Source organism: Zobellia barbeyronii, assembly GCF_018603515.1.
Lineage (GTDB): Bacteria > Bacteroidota > Bacteroidia > Flavobacteriales > Flavobacteriaceae > Zobellia > Zobellia barbeyronii.
The window spans coordinates 774219-797006 of record NZ_JACATN010000004.1; the positions used below are offsets into that span (position 1 = coordinate 774219).

At 37.5% G+C, this 22788-nt stretch carries 22 protein-coding genes; 13 read left to right on the top strand and 9 right to left on the bottom strand.

Features of this window, described 5'->3' with window-relative positions; all coding sequences use genetic code 11:
• Positions 1-15 precede the first annotated feature (15 nt).
• Positions 16-648, bottom strand: coding sequence for a 4'-phosphopantetheinyl transferase family protein (locus HW347_RS15865; protein WP_214612721.1), 633 nt, complete (start codon positions 646-648; stop codon positions 16-18).
• Positions 649-730: 82 nt separating this feature from the next.
• Between HW347_RS15865 and ahcY the strand changes: the two genes are divergently transcribed.
• Together ahcY and HW347_RS15875 are read left to right on the top strand one after the other, a co-directional pair.
• Entirely contained in the window at positions 731-2047 is a 1317-nt protein-coding gene (gene ahcY / locus HW347_RS15870) for an adenosylhomocysteinase (protein ID WP_214612722.1), read from the top strand.
• Positions 2048-2213: 166 nt separating this feature from the next.
• A complete protein-coding gene (locus HW347_RS15875) occupies positions 2214-2831 on the top strand; it encodes a hypothetical protein (RefSeq protein WP_214612723.1) in 618 nt (205 codons plus the stop codon).
• A gap of 153 nt (positions 2832-2984) precedes the next feature.
• Here the strand turns inward: HW347_RS15875 and rpmA are convergent, their stop codons facing one another.
• The 3 genes from rpmA to HW347_RS15890 all read right to left on the bottom strand — a co-directional run bounded on the left by rpmA (position 2985) and on the right by HW347_RS15890 (position 4622).
• Complete coding sequence (gene rpmA / locus HW347_RS15880) at positions 2985-3245, bottom strand: 50S ribosomal protein L27 (RefSeq protein WP_155594997.1); 261 nt, start codon at positions 3243-3245, stop codon at positions 2985-2987.
• Between the two features lie 79 nt (positions 3246-3324).
• Positions 3325-3972, bottom strand: a complete 648-nt coding sequence (gene rplU, locus HW347_RS15885) for a 50S ribosomal protein L21 (protein WP_214612724.1) — start codon at positions 3970-3972, stop codon at positions 3325-3327.
• 185 nt (positions 3973-4157) lie between these two features.
• Entirely contained in the window at positions 4158-4622 is a 465-nt protein-coding gene (locus HW347_RS15890; RefSeq protein WP_214612725.1) for a DUF4199 domain-containing protein, read from the bottom strand.
• Between the two features lie 167 nt (positions 4623-4789).
• Between HW347_RS15890 and HW347_RS15895 the strand changes: the two genes are divergently transcribed.
• The gene (locus tag HW347_RS15895) at positions 4790-6112 is read left to right on the top strand and encodes a M16 family metallopeptidase (protein WP_214612726.1); all 1323 of its coding nucleotides are present in this window, start codon (positions 4790-4792) and stop codon (positions 6110-6112) included.
• A 30-nt stretch (positions 6113-6142) separates the two neighbouring features.
• On the top strand, positions 6143-8212 hold the full coding sequence (locus HW347_RS15900; protein WP_214612727.1) for a M16 family metallopeptidase: 2070 nt from the start codon (positions 6143-6145) through the stop codon (positions 8210-8212).
• A gap of 161 nt (positions 8213-8373) precedes the next feature.
• On the opposite strand, the gene HW347_RS15905 is transcribed toward HW347_RS15900, so the two are convergent.
• The 4 genes from HW347_RS15905 to HW347_RS15920 all read right to left on the bottom strand — a co-directional run bounded on the left by HW347_RS15905 (position 8374) and on the right by HW347_RS15920 (position 13206).
• Positions 8374-9480, bottom strand: coding sequence for an imelysin family protein (locus HW347_RS15905; protein WP_214612728.1), 1107 nt, complete (start codon positions 9478-9480; stop codon positions 8374-8376).
• Between the two features lie 13 nt (positions 9481-9493).
• A complete protein-coding gene (locus tag HW347_RS15910) occupies positions 9494-10924 on the bottom strand; it encodes a di-heme oxidoreductase family protein (protein WP_214612729.1) in 1431 nt (476 codons plus the stop codon).
• Positions 10925-10993: 69 nt separating this feature from the next.
• Positions 10994-12169, bottom strand: a complete 1176-nt coding sequence (locus HW347_RS15915; protein WP_214612730.1) for an imelysin family protein — start codon at positions 12167-12169, stop codon at positions 10994-10996.
• A gap of 161 nt (positions 12170-12330) precedes the next feature.
• Positions 12331-13206, bottom strand: coding sequence for a DMT family transporter (locus HW347_RS15920; protein WP_214612731.1), 876 nt, complete (start codon positions 13204-13206; stop codon positions 12331-12333).
• Positions 13207-13419: 213 nt separating this feature from the next.
• On the opposite strand from HW347_RS15920, the gene HW347_RS15925 reads away from it, so the two are divergent.
• Both HW347_RS15925 and HW347_RS15930 read left to right on the top strand, forming a co-directional pair.
• A complete protein-coding gene (locus HW347_RS15925) occupies positions 13420-13830 on the top strand; it encodes a hypothetical protein (protein WP_214612732.1) in 411 nt (136 codons plus the stop codon).
• 111 nt (positions 13831-13941) lie between these two features.
• On the top strand, positions 13942-14361 hold the full coding sequence (locus HW347_RS15930) for a hypothetical protein (protein ID WP_214612733.1): 420 nt from the start codon (positions 13942-13944) through the stop codon (positions 14359-14361).
• 44 nt (positions 14362-14405) lie between these two features.
• Here HW347_RS15930 and HW347_RS15935 read toward each other — a convergent pair whose 3' ends face one another.
• Entirely contained in the window at positions 14406-15659 is a 1254-nt protein-coding gene (locus HW347_RS15935; RefSeq protein ID WP_214612734.1) for an NAD(P)/FAD-dependent oxidoreductase, read from the bottom strand.
• A gap of 207 nt (positions 15660-15866) precedes the next feature.
• Here HW347_RS15935 and HW347_RS15940 point away from each other — a divergent pair, with 207 nt between their 5' ends.
• The 7 genes from HW347_RS15940 (at position 15867) to HW347_RS15970 (ending at position 22784) form a co-directional block, all read left to right on the top strand.
• On the top strand, positions 15867-17405 hold the full coding sequence (locus tag HW347_RS15940) for an HAL/PAL/TAL family ammonia-lyase (RefSeq protein ID WP_214612735.1): 1539 nt from the start codon (positions 15867-15869) through the stop codon (positions 17403-17405).
• Positions 17402-18529 (top strand): WG repeat-containing protein, encoded by a 1128-nt coding sequence (locus HW347_RS15945; protein WP_214612736.1) that lies wholly within the window; start codon positions 17402-17404, stop codon positions 18527-18529. Before HW347_RS15940 ends, HW347_RS15945 begins: the two co-directional genes overlap by 4 nt.
• A gap of 103 nt (positions 18530-18632) precedes the next feature.
• Entirely contained in the window at positions 18633-19388 is a 756-nt protein-coding gene (gene fabG, locus HW347_RS15950; protein WP_214612737.1) for a 3-oxoacyl-ACP reductase FabG, read from the top strand.
• A 17-nt stretch (positions 19389-19405) separates the two neighbouring features.
• A complete protein-coding gene (locus tag HW347_RS15955; protein WP_194552059.1) occupies positions 19406-20623 on the top strand; it encodes a beta-ketoacyl-[acyl-carrier-protein] synthase family protein in 1218 nt (405 codons plus the stop codon).
• 12 nt (positions 20624-20635) lie between these two features.
• Positions 20636-20878 carry an acyl carrier protein gene (locus HW347_RS15960; RefSeq protein ID WP_194552739.1) on the top strand — a complete coding sequence of 81 codons (243 nt, stop codon included), beginning with the start codon at positions 20636-20638 and terminating at the stop codon, positions 20876-20878.
• Positions 20879-20901: 23 nt separating this feature from the next.
• Positions 20902-21789, top strand: coding sequence for an LpxL/LpxP family acyltransferase (locus tag HW347_RS15965; RefSeq protein WP_214612738.1), 888 nt, complete (start codon positions 20902-20904; stop codon positions 21787-21789).
• A gap of 71 nt (positions 21790-21860) precedes the next feature.
• On the top strand, positions 21861-22784 hold the full coding sequence (locus tag HW347_RS15970) for a dialkylrecorsinol condensing enzyme DarA (protein WP_214612739.1): 924 nt from the start codon (positions 21861-21863) through the stop codon (positions 22782-22784).
• Positions 22785-22788 lie beyond the last annotated feature (4 nt).

A 22788-nucleotide genomic window follows, 5' to 3' on the forward strand; every position in this document is an offset into this window, starting at 1 on the left:
TTGAAATACTAGATTTTAGCTCCTTAAAGCGTAGACACAGGTAAAACCTTCAAACTCCATAAACCTAATTTGATAAGTAGATAAATCTCCGTGGTATAAAATATCGGCAGTAGTAGCCGCACTATCAAAAGTAAAATCCTTCACATTAATATGATGTATAAAACTTAGACCCTGCTGAGCATATATTTTATAAAGTGCCTCTTTGCTACCCCAAACAATAGTAAGTTTTCGTATTAAAGCGTCGGTATTGGCAATAGTTCGGTATTCTTCAATAGGCGTAAATTTGTGCGCAATTCGCAGTATTTTTTCCCTTTGCATCTCAACATCTATCCCTACTTCATTCTTGGTACTAACGATAATTCCTGTAAAGTGGTTGGAATGGGTAATACTTATTTTATTACCATCTTTTAAATGGGGTTTTCCAAATTCATCATAACGCAAATCCGCATCAACATAGCCAGCTTCGGCCATTAAATGTCTGATACTTAAGAACCCCCTGCGGTGCATCTCAGATTTCATACCCAGCATTCGGTTTTGGCAATATTGGGTCAGGTCTATAGCTTTAGAAAGTTCCTGTTCTGATTCAGTAACCTTCCAGATATACACTTTAGTGTCCTTATTTACCTTTACTATCTTATAAAGAGGCATACGGTTCTATACGTTTTTCTTAACTTTGCAACCACAAATAGCTGTTTAGCTAATATAACGAAAGTAAAAAATAAAAAAGAATATGGATACCAAAACTGTTTCTTATGTACCTTATAAGGTAAAAGATATTTCTTTGGCGGATTATGGAAGGAAAGAAATAGAACTTGCAGAAGCCGAAATGCCAGGTCTTATGGCATTACGTGAAGAATATGGAAAAGAACAACCTTTAAAAGGTTCTAGAATTGCCGGATGTCTTCACATGACCATTCAAACTGCTGTTCTTATTGAAACGTTGGTAGCCTTGGGTGCCGATGTTACTTGGAGTTCTTGTAACATTTTCTCTACACAAGATCATGCCGCTGCTGCAATTGCCGCTGCTGGCATACCTGTTTATGCTTGGAAAGGAATGACCGAAGAAGAGTTTAGCTGGTGTATTGAGCAAACTTTGTTCTTTGGAGAGGACCGCAAGCCATTAAATATGATTTTGGATGATGGTGGTGACCTTACAAATATGGTATTGGACGATTATCCTGAATTAGCGAAAGCTATTAAAGGTCTTTCTGAAGAAACTACAACTGGAGTTCACCGTTTATACGAGCGTGTGAAAAAGGGAACTTTACCTATGCCAGCCATTAATGTAAATGATTCGGTTACTAAATCGAAATTCGATAATAAATACGGATGTCGCGAAAGTGCAGTTGATGCTATTCGTCGTGCTACAGATACCATGCTTGCAGGTAAAAAAGTTGTAGTTGCAGGTTACGGTGATGTTGGTAAAGGTACTGCCGCTTCTTTTAGAGGTGCTGGATCAATTATTACCGTTACTGAAATTGACCCAATATGTGCTCTTCAAGCATGTATGGACGGATTTGAAGTTAAAAAGTTGGAAAATGTTGTTGGTAAAGCTGATATTATCATCACCACTACAGGTAACAAAGACATCATTCGCCCAGAGCATTTTGAAGCTATGAAAGACAAAGTCATAGTTTGTAACATTGGCCATTTTGACAATGAGATAGACATGACTTGGCTAAACAGCACCCATGGAGCCTCTAAAGATGAAATCAAGCCACAGGTAGACAAATATACTATTGATGGTAAAGATATTATTGTATTGGCAGAAGGTCGCTTAGTGAACCTTGGTTGTGCTACAGGCCACCCAAGTTTTGTTATGAGTAATTCATTCACAAACCAAACTCTAGCACAAATAGAGCTTTGGAAAAACAGCGCTAATTACAAGAACGAGGTATACATGCTACCAAAACATTTAGATGAGAAAGTAGCTGCTTTACACCTATCTCGTTTAGGTGCTGAGCTTACAGAACTTAAACAAGAACAAGCCGAATATATTGGTGTAACCGTAGAAGGCCCATTTAAGCCCGAGTATTACAGATACTAGGCCTTTTCACTGAGTTCAGGCTTATAGATTAAACTTAAAGACCCTTACAGCAATGTGAGGGTCTTTTGTTTTCTAAAACATAACATTTTCTTATTATTGAAAGAAAAAGCTTTCATTATATTGCGAGGATTACAATACCTTTAAACAACTTATCTCAAGACTTATAATGAAAAATTGGATTATTTCTGAATCCCTGTCAACGAAGACTTATTTCATAGCCAGTCCAAAATCTATATGGATAACAGAGCAGCACAATGATGCTAATATTACTGAGCTCATTGAAACCAGGAGTTTAGGAGCCATTAAAAGTATCCCTTATGCTAGTCTAAAGGAAATTGTATTCATAGACTCTGATGCAATTATTGAATGCCGATATATTGATGATAAGACAACTGATGTAGAATTTGAATTAGAAAGAAATATCTACTCAGAGATTAAATCATATCTAAAATCCAATTTAAAGGGAACGGAAATAAAAAACTTCTCTCTATTCAAACAAATTGCTCCTAACCTGATTCTTTTGAGCGCAGCTATCGTAATTAGCACTTTAACCTATACAACTGCTATAAGCTTGGAACAAGGAGATGAAATACGCACAGGTGGCAGAAGAGGCTTGATAAAACTAATTATCACTTGGATTGCAGAATTACTAGGAGCAACGGGAACGTTAATAGCTGGTTCTTTGATTATAATATTTTTCATTTACTTAGTAATCAAAGCTATTCAGAATCCAAAAAAAGGAGAGCTTCTAAAAATCAAGACCTCTCCACAATTGACAACTTGATTCTAAAACTATACTATTAATTAGACTTAATTATCTGACTACTTCTTAAAGATAAGAAAGCCACTAACCTAGTCCAGCCCATAAATATTTAAACACAAAAAACCCTGTCCAAAAAATTGGAAAGGGTTTTTTTTACGATAAAAGAAAGACTTCTTAAGCCTCAAAAGGCTCAATGGAAACAAAAGATTTCCCTCCTGCTTTCTTTTCAAACTTTACTAGTCCGTCTACACGGGCATGTAATGTATGATCTTTACCGGCATACACATTCTCACCTGGATTGTGTCTTGTACCACGTTGTCTAACGATGATATTTCCGGCAATAGCAGCTTGGCCACCAAAAATCTTAACGCCTAAACGTTTGGATTCCGATTCCCTACCGTTTTTAGAACTACCTACACCTTTTTTGTGTGCCATGATATTAGTTTTTAAATAGTGCTTCCGTCAGTAAAACTTTAGGATGCACGTTATTGATTATACTTTAAGGGGTTAGCAATTATGCTTTACCACCGTCTAATTCGTCTTGCCATTTCTTCAACTCATCCCATTTACCTTCAGCAGCTAATTTAGCTTGTGCAGGCCATGTATCAGTTACGTGGTTACCACGTACATCTGCGATGATTTCAGAAATCTTAGCGGCATCAGCTTTTGCCAATTCAGCAAATGTAGAAATACCTGCAGCGATTAAAGTCTCGGCAATTTTTGGTCCGATACCTTCAACTTTTTTCAAGTCGTCTGCTTTTTCAGATTTTTTAGGAGCAGCAGCTTTTGGCGCAGCTTCCTTTTTAGCAGGCTTCTCCTCTTTCTTAGGAGCAGCAGCTTTCTTACCACCTTTCGCAACGATACTCTCGATTACGATTTCGGTCAAAGCTTGACGGTGACCATTTTTAACTTGGTACCCTTTACGTCTCTTTTTCTTGAAGACGATTACTTTGTCACCTCTTAGGTGTTTAACGACTTTTGCCTCAATAGTGGCTCCGTCTATAGCCGGGGCGCCTACAGTAATGTCCGATCCGTCTGCTAAAAGAAGTACATTGTCAAAAGTTACCTTTTTTCCTTCTTCAGCTTGTAAACGGTGAACATACACTTTTTGGTCTTTCGCAACTTTAAATTGCTGCCCTGCCATCTCTACGATTGCGTACATAATTGTGTATATATTAGTTTATTGTTTTCGCTAATTTTTTCAATTAGCGGATGCAAATATACGTCTAAATCGTTAACCCACAAGTGTTTTTTATAAATTTTACCCTCGTTTTATGGGCAAAAACGACAAAAATAAAGCTGCAAATCATCTTTGCAGCTTTAACTTCATTTTATTCCAAGTATTTATCACGTATTGTTGACCAATTTTCTTTTTAGATTACGGCTAGTTTTAAACAGTTGCATGAACGATAATGTCAGCACCACCGTTGTTGCAAAACCCATAACGGCAACAGTAAAAAATACAATACCTTCAAAACTTTTATAATCTTTAAACCAAACTGTTGAAAGCTGTTCTAAAAACAACATATTAACCTCTGTACTGTATAATGCAAAGAAAATAGTAAATGTAAAGGTTGCCACAAAACCGGTTATAAGTCCCGCAGTAAAACCTTTTCCGTAATCAAAACTATCTGGGTCCTTTAACTTAAAAGCCTTTATAGCTTCGTAAATTCCTCCTGCCGTAATAATACCATTAAACAGACTAAAGAAAATATTGGTATGCAAGTTGAATAATGAGAGAATCAAAAAATAAGCAATTAAGCAACCGCTAGTAGCGATTCCAAATCGAATGGGTTGTGCGAATTGTTTCATTTTCTAAGTTTTTGAAGTTCAATTCTTTAAGGTAGTAAATTTTTCAAAACAACACTACAAAAACTTGTTAAAGGATTCTACGGGAAGTAATTTTTCTTACAAAAAAGATATATTCGTGTAACAATCCTAAATGCTCGGCTACTAACTTAGCATCTAAACACTATACTATGAAAAATAAATTACTATCAGGAGGTTTCCTCCTCCTAGCCGGGTTTTGCCTTCAAGCGCAAGAGGTAACGTACGAAGAGTACGAACTGGACAATGGTCTTCACGTCATACTCCATCAAGATAAAACTGCGCCCTTGGTTACCACATCTGTAATGTACCATGTGGGCGGTAAGGACCGTACTGACGGGCGCACTGGTTTTGCCCACTTTTTTGAACACCTCCTTTTTGAAGGTACTGATAATATAGAACGTGGAAAATGGTTTGAAATCGTTTCTTCTCATGGCGGTAAGAATAACGCCAATACCTCTCAAGACCGCACCTATTACTACGAAGTCTTTCCTTCTAACAACCTAAAACTAGGACTCTGGCTCGAATCTGAGCGTATGCTGCACCCCGTGATTGACCAAAAAGGAATAAACACCCAACAAGAAGTGGTAAAAGAAGAAAAACGACTGCGATATGATAATAGGCCTTACGGCCAACTGATTACGGAAGTTGGCAAGAATTTATTTAAAAAACATCCTTATAAAGACCCTAACATTGGGTACATGAAAGATTTGGACGCTGCAACCTTGGAAGATGTAATTGCTTATAATCACAAGTATTATGTGCCCAACAATGCAGTCCTAGTAGTTGCCGGAGATATTAATGTGCCGGATACCAAAAAAATGATAGAAGACTATTTCGGCCCCATACCTAAAGGAGAAGACGTAACCCGTAGTTATCCTAAAGAAGACCCTATTCTAACCGAAGTTAGAGCCAAGGCTTACGACGCCAACATACAGATTCCCGCCTCTGTTATCTCCTATAGAACTCCAGGTTTTAAGGAAAGAGACGCTTATGTACTAGATATGATATCTACTTATTTAAGTGACGGGCGCAGTTCAAAACTGTATAAGAAAATGGTGGATGACCAAAAGCAGGCATTACAAGTTGGCGCTTTTAATGTAGGGCAAGAAGATTATGGCATGTATTTGGTTTATGCGCTTCCAGTAGGAGAAACTGGTTTAGAAACTCTGGTTACCGAAATGGAAGAAGAGATTGCTAAAGTTAGAGACAGTCTAATTTCCGAGAGAGACCATCAAAAACTATTGAATAAGTTCGAGAACCAATTTGTAAACTCAAACTCTAGCGTTGAGGGTATTGCAAATTCATTGGCCCGTAATTATTTACTTTATGGTGATACTGAATTGATCAATAAAGAAATTGACATCTTTAGATCTATTACACGTGAAGAAATTATGGAAGTAGCTAATAAGTATTTGAGACCAGATCAGCGGGTAATTATAGATTACCTTCCTGAAGAACCTCAATCTAACTAATTCATTCGCTTTAAAGTAAAAACACTATACATGAAAAATATATTTACAACCCTATTCTTTCTTGCTTTTGCCCTAGTTGCAGAGGCACAGGTAGACCGTACCCAAATGCCGGAAGCAGGTCCTGCACCGGAAATAAATCTAAAAGACCCACAGACTTTTGAACTTAGAAACGGACTTAAAGTTTTAGTAGTAGAAAACCATAAACTTCCAAGAGTATCTATTCAATTGAGTATTGACAACCCTCCTGTTCTAGAAGGAGCTAAAGCAGGGGTTTCAACACTAACAGGTAGTCTTTTAGGAAAAGGTTCCAAGAATATCAAAAAAGACGATTTTAATGAAGAAGTAGACTTTTTAGGCGCCCGCATTAATTTTGGTTCACAGAGTGCTTTTGCCAGTTCGCTTTCAAAATATTTTCCAAGAATATTGGAACTGATGGCAGATGCCGGTTTAAACCCAAACTTCACTCAGGTTGAATTTGATAAAGAAAAACAGAAGATTTTAACGGGATTAAAATCGGAAGAAAAAAGTGTTACTGCCATTTCAGGAAGAGTTGGCTTGGCTTTGGCTTACAGTAAAAAGCACCCTTATGGCGAATTCATGACCGAAGAGAGCATCAACAAGGTTACCCTTACAGATGTTATTCAGTTTTATGAAGACTATTTTGTTCCTGCCAACGCTTATTTAGTGGTTGTAGGCGATATAAAATTTGATGATGTAAAAACTTTGGTCGAAGAACAGTTTACCCCGTGGACAAAAGCAGTACCACCTTCATTTGGCTTCTCTAAACCTGCAGATGCACAATATGCACAAATCAACTTTGTAGATGTGCCCAATGCTGTTCAATCAGAAATCACAGTAGAGAACTTGGTAAGCCTTCAGAAAAAAGACCCTGATTACCTTTCTGCACTTATGGCAAATGAAATCTTAGGCGGCGGCGGTGAAGGACGTTTATTCTTAAACCTCCGTGAAGACAAAGCATACACTTACGGCTCCTACTCAAGTCTAGGTAACGACAAGTATGTACCTGCTCGTTTTAGAGCTACTGCAAGTGTTAGAAATGCCGTTACCGATAGCTCTGTTGTAGAAATTCTAAAAGAAATTGAACGTATCCGTACTGAGCCGGTTACCAAGGAAGAGTTAGAAAACACCAAAGCTAAATATACCGGTCGGTTTGTGATGGCGTTAGAAGACCCTTCTACTATAGCAGACTATGCGTTAGAGATAGAAACCGAAAATTTACCTAAGGATTTTTACAAAACGTATCTTGAAAAAATCAACGCTATTACTATTGAAGATGTACAGCAGGCAGCACAGAAATATATAAAGCCTGATAATGTTCGTATTGTAGTAGCAGGTAAAGGTAGCGAAGTCCTTGGAAATCTTGAAAACGTAACTTTTAAAGGCCGAAAAGTTCCTATTAAGTATTTTGACAAATATGCGAATGCTACAGAAAAGCAAGATTACAATACTAGTGTACCCACAGATGTAACGGCCAATACCGTATTGAACAAATACATTGAAGCCATTGGCGGAAAAGAAAAATTAGAAGCCGTAACGTCTTATTCTCTCCTGGCTGAAGCCGAATTGCAAGGCATGAAACTAAACTTAGAGGTTAAAAAAACCAATAAGGACCAGTTTATGCAAGATGTAAAAATGTCCGGAAACTCAATGAGCAAGCAAGTCTTTAATGGAGACAAGGGCTACATGGTGATGCAGGGACAGAAAAAGGATATGGGTCCAGATGAAATAGAAAAAGTAAAAGGTGAATCTGCTCCTTTTCCAGAACTGAATTACCTCAACACTGATATTACTTTGGAAGGCACAGAAAGTATTGACGGCAAAAAGGCCTACAAGCTGAAAATATCCGAAGAGAAAACAGCTTTCTATGATGTTGAAACTGGTTTGAAAGTACAAGAAGCTACCACAGCTGAAATGGGCGGACAGAGCATCACTAGTATTATAAACTACTTAGACTACAAAGAGGTATCAGGAATACAGTTCCCATTTACCATGGCGCAGACCGTAGGTCCTCAGAGTTTTGAATTTAAAGTTTCAGAAATAAAAGTAAATGAAGGTACTTCAGATACGGATTTTGAATAGAAGTCGTATTTGAATACTATTTTATGTGCGGTCGTAGCGTTTGGGAAATTACCTCCCCTACCTTACGACCGTACTTCATTTTACGTTCACACTAAACCAGCCTACCTCATACACACTGCTATTGATCAGGTAATTATACTATAAAAATACCATTCAGTTTTTTAATCTCCATCATTGTCGTTAAACGTTACTACAATGTTAGCAGCACTTGAATAATCGTTTTTCAATAAAGCAATAATCTCGGTAACCGCATCTCTTAACTCTACAATTTTTTCGGGATTATTGACGGCTAGGTTTTGTAAGCTTTCATCGGTTTCATTGAATAAGGCAATAGCCTCATGAAATTCGTCAAGAATTAAATCATTCAAGTCAGCTCGATCTAAAACATCAACTAAGTAATCTTCCATTCCAAAACCTTCTCCTTCAAAATTACCTGTATAGGTTTTCTGTAATACTTCTAAATTGACAAGTATAGCTTCTCTTGATGTTCCACTATAAAATGCCTCTAAACGTAATTCTGGACTTTCTGCATTGTTTATTATCTGTTCTAACTTCTTTAATTTAATTGTCTCCAATTCTGCTATTACGGCATTTACAGTTAAATTTTGACTTCCGTTCACACCGCTTTCAAGCCTCGTTTTAAAGGAAGATTCCGTAGCAACCCACAACTCCTGCAGACTCTTGGCATTCGTATTTAGATTTTTGGCCAATGACACCAAATAATCCAAACGATTTTGTGCGTTTTCATCGGCACTCATTTCATCTAAAACCTTAGCTTCCGTAGTATGAAAAAGCAAATATTCAATAGCACCATATCCTTTTGACAAAACTCCCAAATTAGCAATATAGTCTTCATCAATAACTGTCTCACCTGCAATGCTTCCTTTAATTGCATCAACGTTTACCGGCCACTCATGAATTTGAGAGTGAACAAAAGAATTTCTTACAACCCCTATATTGTAAGCTTCTGCCTGTTCCCAAAACATAAAGGCTTCTGACCAAGTGTTTTTAAGGTCTGTCAAAGATTTTTCCGTAGGAAGCTCTTTAAACGCATTCACCGCTTCCATTAATTTTTGAGTCAGCGCAATATGCTCTGCCTGTAATGGTTCTATTTGCGCATCGTACAAATTCTCAATTTGCAACCTACGTCCTTCTTCAATACTGATGGTTTCCACTACTGCCTGATTATCGTCAGACCCACAAGAAATATTCAGGGCAAGAGCGCCACAAAATAGACTTACATATACTATTGCCTTTTGGTATTTCATTTTACTAATTGGATTATAATGTTTTAATAAATGCTATAATTTTAGTGCGTTCCTCTTTATTTAGAGCCATAAAACTGTTCTTTACCGATTCCGCTTCACCTCCATGCCATAATATGGCTTCTTCAATATTTCTTGCTCGTCCGTCATGCAACAAATTAGTATGGTCGTTTACAGTCTCAATGAGGCCAACACCCCACAAAGGCGGTGTTCTCCATTCATTCCCCGTTGCTCTAAATTCTGGAGCATCATCACCTAAACCATCTCCCATGTCGTGCAGAAGCAAATCTGTATAAGGTCTAATAGTTTGGTTTGCTAAAGCATCTATACTAGAAGTCCCTGTTTCATAAATCGCAACATGACAGCCAGTACAGTTTATAGAGGTAAAAAGTTCCTTACCCTGAAGTACTTCCTCTTCATCAAAATCACGTCTGGCAGGCACAGATAAGGTAGCCGCATAAAAAGCAACATTATCTAAATTATCATCAGGAATTTCTGGGCTTCCGCCATTAGGAATTTGATTACAGTCTAACTCTGGATTACAGTTTTCTTCAGGAAACAAAGAAGAAGTAATACCCAAATCTCCAGAAAATGCTGCCGCTACTTGTTGTTTTACCGTAGGCTGATTAGCTTTCCAACCAAACCTTCCTAATTTTAGATCGGCAGTTTCAACATCATAAACATAATTAGGACGACCTGAGATTCCATCACCATCCGAATCATTTTCATCGGCATAACTTAAAAGAACCACCTCGGGAATTGCATCTAATAATCCAAGACCTATCATTTGATTAGCAACTCTAGGTGATACCTGAACCGCTGCATTCATAGCGCCGTAGTTTAAATCTATCATTTCATAAATAGGTTTTTGTAAATCTACCGAGCTACCGTCAGGATAAGTTACTGCCACCGTTTCATAAGTGACCCTTAGGACTCCTTCTCTATTAATACCAAAAACACTATTATCTTGAAATTGCCCACCATAAATGGGATCAGGGACAGTACCTCCGTTTGCACCGATTTCTGGCAAAGTCAATCGCAGTAACAGGCCATGCGCCAGCTCCCCTTCAAAAGCAGGAGGACGACCTCTACCATCTTTGAAATGACAACCCGAACAAGAACGAGAATTGAAAAAAGGTCCTAGACCATCTCTTGCAGTTGTGGATGCCGGAGCTGTAACCCAACTCTGATTGAACAACGAATTACCCACTCCAAAAGTAATCTGCTCATCTAATGATAGGCCGTCTACAGAAAAACCAAAAGCATCAGGAGAAAATATAAAAGAAGTTGCACTACCCCCAGAAAGCTCTTCATCTTCTTCCGGAATCAAAGGGGTATAATCATCCGTATTGCTACACGAAGCCGTAATTACAAGCAACCATAACAGACCGAACTTGAGTAAGAAATTACGTTTACTACCCTTTATTTTACCACTTAATAAGTTCATAATAGAATAAAATAGTAAACAGGGCCGCAACTAAGCAACCCTGTTTTTCAATATTGTAAAAGACTTTTACTAGTTAATTTCTAAAGGTGTTTTAGCCTCTAAAAGTTTATTTCCAAAAGCCTGAAGAGCAACAACCGCTTCTTGTACTTTAGCTCCTTCAACACCTGTTTTACCCTGTGCAATAGCAAAATCAAAAGGTATTGCCGTTGCGTTCACCGCTGTTTCAGCAGCAGCAAGCAAAGTATCTAATTCAGAAGCCAAATCTGCATCGACCTCTGCAATCAAATCAGCTAATGAAAGTCCATTTACAGAACCGTAAGCACCTGTATATACATTTTTAACACCCTCAAGATTTAATCTAATATCGCGGTGTGTATTATCACTAAAACAAGAATGTTCATCTTCTTGATCCTGATTGTTTAATGCAACTGCCATACGCTCTACGGCCAATTCGCTGCTTGATAACTCTGCAATACTACCCAGCATATTATTTAATGCCTCTTTTTCAGATAAGGCTAAAAACGTGGCCTTGTAACTTGTTGACCAAGTATCTACAACTTCTTGAAGGTTATCTACCAATAATTCTGCTACTACTTGTAAATATGTTCTTCTTCTATCTTGATTAGCTGCGGTGCCTCCATCTACAAAATCTGTAAAAGGTCTTTGTCCGCTTATTTTTTCAGATGGATTGGTAAGATCTTGGCCCCAAAGCAAAAACTCAATCGCATGGTAACCAACGGAAACATTTTCTTCCGTATCACCTTCACCATTCTTAACGACCAAATTAGCCTTGGTAATCTCAAAAGTGGCATCCGTATCATTTATTAGACCTGCTGTAGCATCGCCCTCAACATAGTCTACATAAGCCTCATCCATTGGCCATGAATTCAATAAACCTTCTAAATCCTCTGTATCGCCTGTATCAATTGGTCCGTTTGCAAAACGAAAAGCCTCTGTAGTTCCATAAGATTCCCGAGAAGCCAACCAAGCTATTTTTGAAGCTTCAAAATTAACCTCAGTTGGATCGGCAACGAATGTGTCAATTGCAGTTTGTAATGCCTGAGCATCTGCAAGTGCCGCAGCGTAATTAGCCTGTACAACATCAGCATAATTTTCCATTACCTCTGCACGCACCAAAACTTCTTTTTCATCAACCTCACTAGTACCATTATCATCATTTGAACAAGCAGATAAAATAAGGGCAAAAGCACTTAATACATATAACTTTGAAATTGGTCTTTTCATTCGATTATTATTTAGACTGTTTTTAAATAGTCCGCAAATATATTTTTTCAAAATGAAACCGACAACGTTTATTTAGATTAAATACAAATAATTTTATGAGTACTAGCAGTACATTACGGATATAAACCGTAACCCACACAAGCAGAGAAGATTAAATTGATTTACTTTTTTCGCCTGTTAACCATCCAGACACCCAACAAAATTACTACACCACCAATAAGTTGGTAAGCGTTTAAAGATTCCCCGTCTAACACTCCCCAAAAAATAGCCACAAGAGGAATTAAATAAGTAACCGATGCCGCAAAGACAGGGCTAGACAACTGTATTAATTTATTGAAAAATATATTGGCAATTGCGGTTCCTACAATAGCCAGTATTAAAAGATACCAAAGCGAAGATTGCATGGTTATATTCCCTTGAACTTCATTGAAAAATCCCGAGTAAAAAACTAACGCTAAAGCAGGCAGAAAAGCTATGGAAAAACTAGCTGTTGTGACTGCCAATGGGCTTAGGTGATTTAAATGCTTCTTTATAATATTAATATTCAAGGCATACGCCAAAGCTGATAGCAGGATAAAGATAGCGTACCAATAATTTTGATTAGGATTGAAATCCATTCCTGCAACAACCAATGCTAATGTTCCCGCCAAACCAATAAATACGCCTCCTACTTGTTTTTTGGTTATTAAAGCGCCAAAAAGGAGCACGCCTACTAGCGTAGTTAATAAGGGTACTACAGAATTTAAAATAGAAGTCACACCGCTATCAATCTGGGTCTGCGCAAGAGCGAACAGAAAAGGAGGGAAAAAGGAACTCAACAAACCTGCCCATGTAACCCATTTCCAATCTTTAACACTCAAAGTACGAATGCTTCTAAAGCCGAATAAAAAAAGAATAAGAGACGCGAATACAATTCGCAAACCACCCAATTGTATAGGTGTAAGTCCAATCAAAGCTTTCTTTATCAGGATAAACGAAGAGCCCCACACCAACGATAACAAAATCAGATAAAGCCACTTTTTATTATAATCGTTCAAGGTCTTGTTGGGTTAAGGTTGATTGAAACCAAAAAGTAAAGGTGGGGATTTTTTGGAAAAAATTGAATAAAACTATCACATCATATTTCTCACTAGTTTAAATCTTATTAAATTCATACATCGGTAAAATAAAATCCAAGAACTGCAGCCTAATTTGATTTCAAACAGCTGTTTTAACCGTCACGGGAGTATTATATTTGCAAAAAACATAACATGAAAAAAATAATCATATTAATGGTACTCGCTTTTGCCGCTTTTACCATTTCGTGTAATTCAAAAACAGATGGCACCCAAATGAAAACCGTTATGGCCGTTCATGACGAAGTAATGCCAGAAATGGGCAAAATGGGTAAATTGGTAGGTGAACTTAGCAGTAAAGAAGATAGTACCGCAGTCGGACTAAAATACAAAGAAGCACGTATGGACTTACAGGAAGCTCATAAATCTATGATGACTTGGATGCAAAATTTTGGTACTCGTTTTACTTCCGATGAGATTCTTAATGGCGCTGAACTATCTGATGAGAAGCAGGTATGGCTAAACGAAGAGCAAGTAAAAATTGAAGATTTACGCGAGCAAATCAACGGAAGCATCAAAACCGCTGAAGAACTGTTGAAGAAATAAGTTAAATCACGCAGTATACCGAAAAAACACAGCGTTAGCAGATAAATAGAAGTATCTGAGGTAGTTAACCTGTATTTTTACAGAGTACATTATTACAAAAGTTTTATTGCTATGAAGAATTTATTTTTAACACTTGCTACAGTTTTGGTTTTGGGTACAGCTACAATCAGCGCACAAGATGCCGCTGTTGAGCCTACTAAAATGGAACAGGTAATGGCATCTCATGACGTAGTTATGGATAAAATGCCGTTAATTTCCAAGCTTATAAATCAATTACAGACCAAAGCCAACGCTTCTTACGAAAAGAAAAAATACGAAGACGCTATCGCAGACCTTAAAAATGCCAACAAGTCTATGATGACTTGGATGGAGAGTTTTGGTAAGCGTTTTAATGCAGATGAAATGTTGAAAGGTAAACAGCTAAATCCTCAAAAACAAGATTGGATACTTGAAGAAGAAATAAACGTTGAGGAATTAGACGAAGAAATAAACTTAAGTATTGACCAAGCAGAAGCTGTTTTGAACAACTAAAATTCGAGCAACACTTTTCATTTAGAACACAACTACGCGTTATTTCAAGAATCTTTTTTTGCTTCCATTTCCATATCTGCAATATGGGCTACGGTTTTCACTAACCTATTATGTTTCTTAACGAACGGGTTTGTTTTATCCCATACATAACCAGCTAAGACCGCACAAATTTGTTCTTTTATCACTGGGTTTTCAGTACTGTGAAAGAAAATAGTCTGCAAATTACCCGTATACCACTCCTTAACATATGTAGAGAAAACATTTACGCCTTCTATCATATAATCATTATACTCTGTTTGCCAATCTACTTTTTCACCTTTTAGTTCCTTTGTAATCAATTGGGAAGCCAAATGAGCGGATTCCACAGCAAAAGTTACTCCTGAAGAAAATACGGGATCTAAGAATTCTGCACTGTTCCCAGTTAGCACATATCCTTTTCCACAAAGTTGCTTAACTGACTTGGCAATGTTCTTTATCATGCGAGGTTCAAACGTGTAATCCACGCCGTCAAACCTATCAAAATAATAACTAGAAAGCTTCATCATCTGTTGAAGTTTCTCTGTATTCGTTCCCTCAAAAGATTCCAAATACTCAGTCTTCCCTACATAACCAATACTTGTAGAACCATTAGAAAAAGGAATAACCCACAGCCAGGTATCCGTATCAATTACATCAAAAGTGATTATGGTACCTTCCTCTCCTTCAGGTCTTTTAACATCTTCTACATGGGTAAATATGGAAGAATGTTTAGGTATTTCTGAAGGTTTCTCTAAATCTAATAATCTAGGTAACACTCTACCAAAACCACTAGAGTCAACTATAAACTTAGCCTGAACGGTAGATTCATTTCCGTCTATATCCTTTATGGTCGTAACAGATGTACCATCCTCAGAAAAATCTACAGCAGTTACTTCTTGTTGAAAAGCTATATCTACGCCCCAAGATTGCAACTCATCGGTCAAGGCTTTATCAAAATCAGCTCTGGGCACTTGCCATGTCCAATCCCAACCATTTCCGTGTTTCTTACTAAAATCAAAATTACAGACCACCCCTTTATTATTCATAAAACGGGCGCCACCTTTCACTTCAAAGTTCATAGCTTTAAGACAATCCAACAAACCCACCGCTTCAAAATTATCCATGCAGCGCGGTATAAGACTTTCGCCTATTACAAAGCGAGGAAATTTACTCTTTTCAACCACCTTTACTTTTAGCCCTTGTTTGTGAAGGTATGCGGATGCAACAGAACCTGACGGACCTGCTCCAATAACCAAAACATCTACTTTCTCTTGCTGCATTTACTAGATTTAATGTTAACCTTCTACAAGTACCGACACTAATAAATTAAAGATACCTTGCTAAAAGAAGTGTATTGTCTGCTAAATTAAGACATTGATTCACTAATTATTATAAATTTGCAATCCAAAATCGCTAATTTTAGGTTACCAAGTCTTATTTACAGACGTCACTAAAATATTACAAATACCTCATAGAATCAATCATAGATGCCGAAAATAAAAGGAAAGTTAGGAATTGAAGAGTTTTACAGTATCATTTTCAAGGGAGAACCTTTATCAATAGATGACAAAGTAATTAAGACTGTAAAAGACAGTTTTGATTTCCTAAAAGAATTTTCAAAGAATAAAGTTATTTACGGAGTTAACACGGGTTTTGGACCCATGGCTCAGTATAAAATCAAAGATTCTGAAACTATTCAGCTACAATATAACTTAATTCGCAGTCATGCTTCAGGTACAGGTAATGCCATACCACCTCAATATGTTAAGGCTGCCATGTTAGCAAGATTGAACACCTTGAGCTTAGGTAATTCAGGAATTCATCCGTCTGTTTTAGTCGTCATGACCTCCTTGATTAATGAAGACGTTACCCCTCTTATTTTTGAACATGGTGGTGTAGGCGCTAGTGGCGATTTGGTTCAACTTGCACATTTAGCTCTTGTTCTAATTGGCGAAGGCGAAGTTTTTTACAAAGGAGAAAGAAGACCTACCCAAGATGTTTTTAAAGAATTAAACATCACACCTATAAAAGTTGAATTACGAGAAGGTTTAGGTTTAATAAACGGTACTTCTGTAATGACCGGTATAGGAATAGTAAATGCGATCTATACGCGTAGGTTATTAGAATGGACTATCTGTTGCTCTTCTGCTATAAATGAAATTGTACAAGCTTACGACGATCATTTATCAGAAGAACTCAACCACACAAAAAGACATAAAGGGCAACGCGAAATTGCACGAGCAATGCGAAGCCACTTAGAGGATAGCACGCTTACTCGCAAAAGAGAACATCATTTATATGTTGATAATAATGGGGTTTCGGTTTTTGAGGAAAAAGTGCAAGAATATTATTCCATACGTTGTGTACCGCAAATCTTAGGACCCGTATTAGACACTTTGCAAAATGTAGAAAAAACACTCATAGCAGAGGTGAATTCTGCCAATGACAATCCTATTGTTGATGTTGAAAAAAAGAACGTGTATCATGGCGGTAATTTCCACGGAGATTATATTTCCTTGGAAATGGATAAGCTAAAACTTGTTGTAACCAAAATGACCATGTTAGCGGAAAGACAACTTAACTATCTCTTAAATTCAAAACTGAACGATATCTTGCCTCCTTTTGTTAACTTAGGAACTCTAGGTCTTAACTTTGGTATGCAAGGGGTACAGTTTACGGCCACATCAACTACCGCCGAAAACCAAATGCTGTCAAACCCAATGTATGTTCATAGTATTCCGAACAACAATGACAACCAAGATATTGTTAGTATGGGTACGAATGCCGCCAATATTACTAAGCAAGTAATTGAAAATGCTTTTGAAGTAATAGCTATAGAAATGATTACCGTAGTCCAAGCTATAGAATATTTAGACTTAAAGGACAAGGTTTCTTCTAAGACAAGAATGATGTACGACGCGGTTCGTAAAATAGTTCCCCCGTTTAAAGATGACACTATCATGTATCCCTACGTAAACGAGGTAAAGGACTATATTATTAACCATCAAAATAAAGAAGTAAAATGAAAAAGCTAGCATTTTTATTGGTACTTATCGTAAACACATTTACTCTTTTCGCACAAGAATATGCCTTGGTCCGAGAAGATGACAAATTTGGTTTTATTGACAAAACAGGCGCTTATGTAATTGAACCACAGTTTGAAAAAGCAGGTAGCTTTTCTGACGGGTTAGCAGCAGTCTTAGAAGGTGACTTCTGGGGATTTATTGACACCAAAGGCGAATGGATAATTAAACCCGACTATGATCGTGTAAAAATGTTTAATTCAGGTTATGCTTTGGTTTTAAGAGATGACCAGTGGAGTTACATTGATACGACAGGGAAAAAACTTGAAACTCCAAACAGCGAAAAGTATTATGATTTTGAAGATGGAGTCGCCCTTTTTCGCGCAGGAGAAAAAGTTGGTCTTTTAGGAACCAGCGGCAAACTGGTATTAGAGCCTACTTATGACGTTATAAAAAAATTCAGAAATGGCCACGCTAAAGTGAATAATGGCGAACTATGGGGAATGATAGATGCTTCTGGCAAAGAGATTATTCCCGTGGAATACGAAGAAATAGGAAACACGTTTAGCGAGGCAGGCGTCTACGGTAAAAAAGATGGCACTTTTGGCATTATACACAACGGAAGTTTTAATCCAATTGATAACGCTACCAAAGTGCATAACTTCTATAAAGACTCAAAACTTACCTATGCTTCTCGTGACAAAAAAACAGGCTTCGTAAATAGCAAAGGAGAGTGGGTTCTTGAACCTACATTTGATAAGGCCAGAGCTTTTTCTAATGGTTTAGCTCCTGTTTCAGAAGGCAAAAAGTGGGGTTACATTAACGAAAAAGGAGAGATGGTCATAGAACCACAATTCCGTGATGCAGAAGTGTTTTCTGCAAGTGGTTTTGCTCCTGTAAAAGATAAAGCCTGGGGTTTCATAAATACTTCTGGCGAAGTCATTATCCCTATGGAATATGGTATTTCAGGAAATTTTGCTTTCTTAAAAGGTTCTGAAGAAAAAGGTTTTGTAAACGGTATTGCTAGAGTAAAATCTAAAAAGGGCTGGGGCTTCTTTAACGAAAAAGGTGAATTACTGGGTGATAAATGGTTTCAGAATGCAGAACCATTTGTATCTGTTAAATAATATTATTTCGTTTTTTAACTACAAAATATCGCTAGCTTTAAATACTAACTAGCAAACCAAACGCTCCGTATTTACCGGAGTTTTGAAAACTTACAATTCTTAGATGGAAGAAAAGAAAGCGGAAAAGCAAAAATATGCATTGGTAACTGGTGGTTCTAGAGGAATAGGCCGTGCAGTATGTGTACAACTAGCCAAGGACCTAGACTACCAAATTCTTATCAATTACAATAGCAATAAGGCAGCTGCCGAAGAAACGCTTAAACTTGTAGAAGAAGCTGGTGGAAAAGGAGAATTACTGCCTTTTAATGTTACGGATGCCGAAGCTGTGAAGTCCGCTTTGGAAAACTGGCAGGAAGCTCATGAAAAAGATATCATAGAGGTAATCGTGAACAATGCCGGAATTACACAAGACGGTATGTTCATGTGGATGAAATATGAAGACTGGTCCAAAGTTATAGACACTAGCCTTCATGGTTTCTTTAATGTCACCAACGCCCTTATTCAAAAACTTTTGGTCAACAAATATGGCCGTGTCATCAATATGGTTTCCGTTTCTGGACTTAAGGGCACACCTGGTCAGACCAACTATTCCGCAGCTAAAGGAGCAGTTATTGGGGCAACTAAAGCACTTGCACAAGAAATTGCAAAAAGAAACGTTACAGTAAATGCTGTTGCACCTGGTTTTATTAAAACTGATATGACCAATGACCTAGATGAAAAGGAATTAAAACGAATGATTCCCGCAAATAGGTTTGGCGAAGCAGAAGAAGTAGCACATGTTGTATCTTTTCTAGCTTCAAAAAAATCGGGTTATATTACTGGTGAGGTCATCAATATAAACGGCGGTATTTATTCTTAAACATTACAGAAGGGGCAATGAGAAGAGTAGTAATCACAGGTATGGGCATATATTCTTGTATAGGTAAAAACCTAGACGAGGTTAAGACATCCCTGTATGAAGGAAAATCAGGTATCGTTAATGACCAAGAACGTCTTGATTTTGGCTATCGCTCTGGGCTCACAGGAATGGTAGATGAACCTGAACTGAAGAAACTACTATCAAGAAGACAACGACTTAGTCTTGGCGAAGAAGGCCGTTATGCCTACATGGCTACAATTGAAGCTTTAAAGAATGCCAAGATCGAAGACAGTTTTTTTGACGAGAATGAAGTTGGCGTAATTTACGGTAACGATAGTACTGCACGATCGGTTGTAGAATCTACAGATATTTTAAGAGAAAAAAAGGATACCACGCTGGTAGGTTCAGGAGCTATTTTTAAAGCCATGAACTCTACTATAACCATGAACCTTTCCACTATATTCAGGCTAAGGGGCGTTAATTTTACGATTAGTGCTGCATGTGCAAGTGGGTCCCACTCTATTGGTATGGGTTACCACCTTATAAAAAGTGGACTTCAAGATTGCATTATAACAGGTGGAGCGCAAGAAATAAATAAATTGGCCATGGGTAGTTTTGATGGCCTTGGAGTATTTGCCACAGTAGATGGCGACCCTGCTAAAGCATCAAGACCTTTTGACCAAGCCAGAAACGGGTTAGTACCTAGCGGTGGCGGAGCTACTCTAATTTTAGAAAGCTACGAGTCCGCAGTTAAAAGAGGTGCGCCTATTTTAGGTGAAATTATAGGATATGGTTTTTCATCGAATGGAGGGCATATATCCACACCAAATGTTGATGGACCTTCACGGGCAATGCGTAATGCATTACATGATGCAAATATTGATGCTTCGGTTATAGATTACGTAAATGCTCATGCAACTTCTACTCCGGTAGGCGACAGCAATGAAGCAAAGGCTATTTATGAAGTCTTTGGCGAGAGCAATACTCCGGTAAGCTCTACCAAATCTATGACAGGCCATGAATGTTGGATGGCAGGCGCAAGTGAGGTTATTTACGGTATGATTATGATGCAGAATTCGTTTGTTGCACCCAACATTAATCTTGAAAATGTTGATGAGGATGCAGCGAAATTAAACATAGTTAAGGAAACGTTAAATAAAAAAATTGACGTATTTTTGTCGAATTCATTCGGATTTGGTGGTACAAATTCCGCTTTGATATTAAAAAAATGCTAGAGAAAGATGGTGATGACCAAAGAAGATATAATTCAAAAAATAGATGATTTCCTAATCGACGAATTTGAAGTTGAGGAAGAGGATATCGCTGCTGATGCTAATCTTAAAGACACTCTAGGTCTAGATAGTTTGGACTTCGTTGATCTTGTAGTGGCTGTAGAAAGCAATTTTGGTGTAAAATTAGTGGGTGAAGACTTTGTAAACGTTACCACTCTACAGAATTTTTACGACCTTATTGAGCGAAAACTTCACTGATATCTCCCAGACAAAACCCAAAAATGGCAACAGAATGGGAAGGTAAATCCAAAGGCACCGTTTTAGGATATAGAATCTATATTTTCTTTATCAAAAAACTAGGACTAAGCGCTTCTTATGCACTCCTTCATTTCGTAGTTCTTTACTACTGTATTTTTTCAGTGGCGAGCACAAGAGCTATTTTCTACTATTTTCATAAGAGACTAAGACAATCTACTTTAAAAAGTCTTTTCAATGTATACCGGAACTATTATGTTTTTGGTCAAACTATAATTGACAAGGCCGCTATATCAGCAGGACTTAGAGATAGGTTTACCTACGATTTTGATGGAATAGATAAGATTGAAGACCTACTTTCTCAAAAAAAAGGTGGTATCCTTTTAAGTGCGCATATTGGGAACTTTGAAGTAGCACAACATTTTCTACAAGACGTCAATGCTTTTTCTTCTATCAATTTAGTTACTTGGGACCGTGAACACGAAGAAATCAAAGCCTATTTAGATAGTGTTACGTCAAAATCTAACATCAAGCTCATTTTAATTAAAGAAGATATGTCTCATATCTTTGAAATACATACCGCACTAACCAATGGGGAGCTTGTTTGCTTTACAGGTGACCGCTATATTGAAGGTACAAAATTCTTAGAGCAGCAGTTTTTGGGTGCTACTGCCAAATTCCCAATGGGGCCCTACCTATTGGCCTCTCGCCTAAAAGTTCCTGTCTTGTTCGTTTACGTGATGAAGGAATCCAAAAAACATTATCATTTATACGCACGAACTGCCGAAGTAAAACGCGGTGATGCCCAAGGTCTACTAGAAAAATATACCGACAACTTGGAATGGATCATTGAAAAATATCCATTACAATGGTTTAATTATTTTGATTTCTGGGGAGATAAGGCAAATAAGTAAGATATTTGATCTATCCCTAAAGCGCCTGCGAATAGTTATTTGTTCAATGGCCGTATCATAACCTGAAGCAAATGAAAGAAGTACTCGTTGTATATTACTCTCAAACAGGACAATTACGTACCATTATAGATTCTGTGCTATCTCCTTTAGACCAGGAAACCGCTAACATTACTTATCATCAAATTATTCCTGACGAGCCTTATGAGTTTCCATGGAAGAAAGAACGATTCTTTGATGTTTTCCCAGAATCCTTCCTTCAAATTCCTACGCCAATCAACAAACCAGATGCATCTGTCTTGTCAAAAAAATATGACTTGGTTATCTTAGGCCATCAAGTTTGGTACCTAACTCCTTCCATCCCCTTAAATTCCTTTTTAAAATCAGAAGAAGCCAAAATAGTATTGAACGATACCCCTGTAATCACAGTAATCGGTGTTCGTAATATGTGGGCCATGTCTCAAGAAAAGGTAAAAAAAATGCTCATAGGCTTAAATGCAAAACTTGTAGGGAATATAGCTTTAGTAGATAAAAACCCTAACCATGTTAGTGTAATTACTATTGTGCATTGGATGTTAAAGGGAAAAAAAGACCGTCTGTGGGGTATTTTCCCAAAACCTGGTGTTTCGGATAACACCATTTCATCTGCAGATAAATTTGGCCATCCGATCAAGGAAGCCCTTTTGGCTTCTGACTTTTCTTCCTTACAAGAAAAACTGAATGATTTAGATGCATCAAAAATCAGTAACGTACTGGTTCAGATGGACAAACGTGGTAACATACTATTCTCTAAATGGGCAAACCTCATCAAAAAGAAGGGAGACCAAGGAGATCCTGCCCGAAAAAAATGGCTACGTTTATTCAACTATTACCTGATATTTGCCATTTGGTTAATCGCACCTATAGTTTTTATCGTATTTTTGTTGACTTATATCCCTATGTACAGAAAGATTCAAAGGGAAAACAAATATTACGCCTCTGTAGCCTATAAGGAGTAAGACT

Bases quoted from the DNA above. Each gene is read 5' to 3' on its own strand.
- HW347_RS15905 (WP_214612728.1), bottom strand. From the start codon at position 9,480: ATGAAATACCAAAAGGCAATAGTATATGTAAGTCTATTTTGTGGCGCT.
- HW347_RS15900 (WP_214612727.1), top strand. From the start codon at position 6,143: ATGAAAAATATATTTACAACCCTATTCTTTCTTGCTTTTGCCCTAGTT.
- HW347_RS15910 (WP_214612729.1), bottom strand. From the start codon at position 10,924: ATGAACTTATTAAGTGGTAAAATAAAGGGTAGTAAACGTAATTTCTTA.
- HW347_RS15940 (WP_214612735.1), top strand. From the start codon at position 15,867: ATGCCGAAAATAAAAGGAAAGTTAGGAATTGAAGAGTTTTACAGTATC.
- fabG (WP_214612737.1), top strand. From the start codon at position 18,633: ATGGAAGAAAAGAAAGCGGAAAAGCAAAAATATGCATTGGTAACTGGT.
- HW347_RS15965 (WP_214612738.1), top strand. From the start codon at position 20,902: ATGGCAACAGAATGGGAAGGTAAATCCAAAGGCACCGTTTTAGGATAT.
- HW347_RS15935 (WP_214612734.1), bottom strand. From the start codon at position 15,659: ATGCAGCAAGAGAAAGTAGATGTTTTGGTTATTGGAGCAGGTCCGTCA.
- HW347_RS15915 (WP_214612730.1), bottom strand. From the start codon at position 12,169: ATGAAAAGACCAATTTCAAAGTTATATGTATTAAGTGCTTTTGCCCTT.
- HW347_RS15945 (WP_214612736.1), top strand. From the start codon at position 17,402: ATGAAAAAGCTAGCATTTTTATTGGTACTTATCGTAAACACATTTACT.
- HW347_RS15930 (WP_214612733.1), top strand. From the start codon at position 13,942: ATGAAGAATTTATTTTTAACACTTGCTACAGTTTTGGTTTTGGGTACA.
- HW347_RS15890 (WP_214612725.1), bottom strand. From the start codon at position 4,622: ATGAAACAATTCGCACAACCCATTCGATTTGGAATCGCTACTAGCGGT.
- HW347_RS15865 (WP_214612721.1), bottom strand. From the start codon at position 648: ATGCCTCTTTATAAGATAGTAAAGGTAAATAAGGACACTAAAGTGTAT.
- rplU (WP_214612724.1), bottom strand. From the start codon at position 3,972: ATGTACGCAATCGTAGAGATGGCAGGGCAGCAATTTAAAGTTGCGAAA.
- HW347_RS15925 (WP_214612732.1), top strand. From the start codon at position 13,420: ATGAAAAAAATAATCATATTAATGGTACTCGCTTTTGCCGCTTTTACC.
- rpmA (WP_155594997.1), bottom strand. From the start codon at position 3,245: ATGGCACACAAAAAAGGTGTAGGTAGTTCTAAAAACGGTAGGGAATCG.
- HW347_RS15895 (WP_214612726.1), top strand. From the start codon at position 4,790: ATGAAAAATAAATTACTATCAGGAGGTTTCCTCCTCCTAGCCGGGTTT.
- HW347_RS15970 (WP_214612739.1), top strand. From the start codon at position 21,861: ATGAAAGAAGTACTCGTTGTATATTACTCTCAAACAGGACAATTACGT.
- HW347_RS15960 (WP_194552739.1), top strand. From the start codon at position 20,636: ATGACCAAAGAAGATATAATTCAAAAAATAGATGATTTCCTAATCGAC.
- HW347_RS15955 (WP_194552059.1), top strand. From the start codon at position 19,406: ATGAGAAGAGTAGTAATCACAGGTATGGGCATATATTCTTGTATAGGT.
- ahcY (WP_214612722.1), top strand. From the start codon at position 731: ATGGATACCAAAACTGTTTCTTATGTACCTTATAAGGTAAAAGATATT.
- HW347_RS15875 (WP_214612723.1), top strand. From the start codon at position 2,214: ATGAAAAATTGGATTATTTCTGAATCCCTGTCAACGAAGACTTATTTC.